4 protein-coding genes are annotated in these 2,643 nt (G+C 71.2%); 3 read left to right on the top strand and 1 reads right to left on the bottom strand.

The genetic code is table 11. The annotated features are described in order from the left end of the window. A partial coding sequence (locus tag JWN97_RS18065; protein ID WP_297625959.1) for a hypothetical protein occupies positions 1–430 on the bottom strand: 430 nt, incomplete at its 3' end. Between the two features lie 204 nt (positions 431–634). Here JWN97_RS18065 and purS point away from each other — a divergent pair. The 3 genes from purS to JWN97_RS18050 all read left to right on the top strand — a co-directional run. After that, entirely contained in the window at positions 635–892 is a 258-nt protein-coding gene (gene purS / locus JWN97_RS18060) for a phosphoribosylformylglycinamidine synthase subunit PurS (RefSeq protein ID WP_297625956.1), read from the top strand. Next, complete coding sequence (gene purQ / locus JWN97_RS18055) at positions 889–1,560, top strand: phosphoribosylformylglycinamidine synthase subunit PurQ (protein ID WP_297625953.1); 672 nt, start codon at positions 889–891, stop codon at positions 1,558–1,560. The genes purS and purQ overlap by 4 nt, the downstream gene beginning before the upstream one ends. Beyond that, on the top strand, positions 1,557–2,643 hold a 1,087-nt coding region (locus JWN97_RS18050), incomplete at its 3' end, for an AIR synthase-related protein (RefSeq protein WP_297625950.1). The genes purQ and JWN97_RS18050, both read left to right, overlap by 4 nt.

Below are 2,643 nucleotides of genomic sequence, written 5' to 3'. Positions count from 1 at the left end.
CGTCGAGGCCCAGCAGGTGCTGGAGCGCCCCAGCGAGCCGGTCGCGCGGCATCATCCGCCACAGCGCATCGCGGGCCGGCGAGCCGCCCGGGTGCGCCCGGAGCGTCCAGTCCTCCTCGTCCTCGCGGGGGAGCCGGCGGCAGACCTCGCGCACCACCTCCAGGTGGGGGTCCCGGCCCGCGTCGGTCAGCTCGCGCCAGTTCCGGTGCACCCGGGCGAGCGCGGCGACGACAACCCGGCCGGACGGTGCCGGGTCCGGGAGCACGGCCGCGGCCAGGCGTACGAGCTCGGCACCGTGCGCCTCGACGTAGGCGGCGAAGGTGTCGGTCTCCTCGGCCTCGTCGGTCGCGGCGTCGAGCAGCTCGTGCCCGGGCGGCACGACGTCGGAGCGCACGTCGAGGAGCTCGACGCGCGAGTCCAGCATCTCCACCCGCTCACTCTGCGCCCGATGGCCCCCGATGTGCCAGCGTTAGCGGGTAGGGGTAGCAGCAGAAGTCCAGGTCCCCCTGCCCGGTGTTGACCTCGACGCCGCCCCGGGTCAGCTGCCGCACGGCCAACATCGCGCGCCGATAGGGCGTGCACCGCCCGCTCGGTAGACTGGCCCCGCCGACCACCCCCGACCGCTGGAGCGACCGTGCCTCGCGTCGTCGTCGACGTCATGCTGAAGCCAGAGATCCTCGACCCGCAGGGGTCCGCCATCGCGGGCGCCCTGCCCCGCCTGGGCTTCCAGGGGGTGACCTCCGTGCGGCAGGGCAAGCGTTTCGAGCTCGAGCTCGACGGTGCCCTGACCCCCGAGCGGCTCGCCGCCGTCGAGGAGGCGGCCCGGACGCTGCTGTCCAACCCCGTGATCGAGGACTACGTCGTGCACGCGGACGCGGGAGCCACGGCGTGAGGATCGGCGTCGTCACCTTCCCCGGCTCGCTCGACGACGGCGACGCCCGCCGCGCGGTGCGGATCGCCGGGGGCGAGCCGGTCGCCCTCTGGCACGGCGATGCAGACCTGCACTCGGTCGACGCCGTCATCCTCCCGGGCGGCTTCTCCTACGGCGACTACCTGCGCTGCGGCGCGATCGCCCGGTTCGCACCGGTGATGAGCGAGGTCGTGCGCGCCGCGGGCTCCGGCCTCCCGGTCCTAGGCATCTGCAACGGCTTTCAGATCCTCTGCGAGGCGCACCTGCTCCCCGGCGCGCTGATCCGCAACGACGTACGCCGGTTCGTATGCCGCGACCAGAAGCTGCGCATCGAGTCGAGCTCCACCACGTGGACCGCCGACTACCAGGCCGGCCAGGAGATCGTCGTGCCGCTGAAGAACGGCGAGGGCGGCTTCGTCGCGTCGGAGTCGGTGCTCGACGAGCTCGAGGGCGACGGCCGCGTCGTCGCGCGCTACCTCGAGGGCAACCCGAACGGCTCCTACCGCGACATCGCCGGCATTGCCTCCGCCGACGGCAGGGTCGTCGGGCTGATGCCCCACCCGGAGCACGCGGTCGAGTCCCTGACCGGCCCCACGACAGACGGACTGGGCTTCTTCACGTCGGTGCTGAAGTCGCTGGTGAACGCATGAGCGTCGGCGCCGCCTTCAACGTCGACACAGTCGGCGCGGCCACCGAGGCGCCCGACGCGCCGCAGCCGTACCGCGAGCTCGGTCTCAAGGACGACGAGTATGCCCGCATCCGCGAGATCCTCGGCCGCCGGCCCACGTCCAGCGAGCTGGCGATGTACAGCGTGATGTGGAGCGAGCACTGCTCCTACAAGTCCTCAAAGGTCCACCTGCGCCAGTTCGGCGACAAGGCACCACAGACCGATGCGCTGCTGGTCGGTGTCGGTGAGAACGCCGGTGTCGTCGACATCGGTGGTGGCTGGGCCGCGGTCTTCAAGGTGGAGTCGCACAACCACCCGTCCTACGTCGAGCCCTACCAGGGCGCGGCCACGGGGGTGGGCGGGATCGTGCGTGACGTGCTCACGATGGGTGCCCGCCCGATCGGCGTCATGGACCCGCTGCGCTTCGGCCCGGCCGACGCCGATGACACCAAGCGCGTGCTGCCCGGCGTGGTCGCCGGTGTCGGTGGCTACGGCAACTGCCTCGGCCTTCCCAACATCGGTGGCGAGGTCGTGTTCGACGCGAGCTATGCGGGCAACCCGCTCGTCAATGCGCTGTGTGTGGGGATCCTGAAGCCGGGTCCGGACGGCTCGGGGATCAAGCTCGCGCACGCCTCCGGCGAGGGCAACCTGGTGATCCTGTTCGGCGCGCGCACCGGCGGCGACGGCATCGGTGGCGTGTCGGTCCTTGCCTCGGAGACCTTCGAGTCGACCGGCCCCACGAAGCGACCGGCCGTGCAGGTCGGCGACCCGTTCATGGAGAAGCTGCTCATCGAGTGCTCGCTCGAGCTCTATGCCGCCGACCTGGTCGTAGGCATCCAGGACCTCGGCGGTGCCGGCATCTCGTGCGCGACCTCCGAGCTCGCCTCCGCCGGTGACGGCGGCATGCACGTCGACCTCGACCTCGTCCCGCTGCGGGACTCCACGCTCAGCCCTGAAGAAATCTTGATGAGCGAGTCGCAGGAACGGATGATGGCTGTGGTCGAGCCGCACAACGTCGATGCCTTCATGAAGATCTGCGAGAAGTGGGACGTGCTGGCTACCGTCG

Origin of the sequence: Nocardioides sp., assembly GCF_025965415.1 — a bacterium.
GTDB lineage: Bacteria > Actinomycetota > Actinomycetes > Propionibacteriales > Nocardioidaceae > Nocardioides.
The sequence above is the reverse complement of the archived record's forward strand: the minus strand, read 5'-3'. Positions and strand labels throughout refer to the sequence as shown.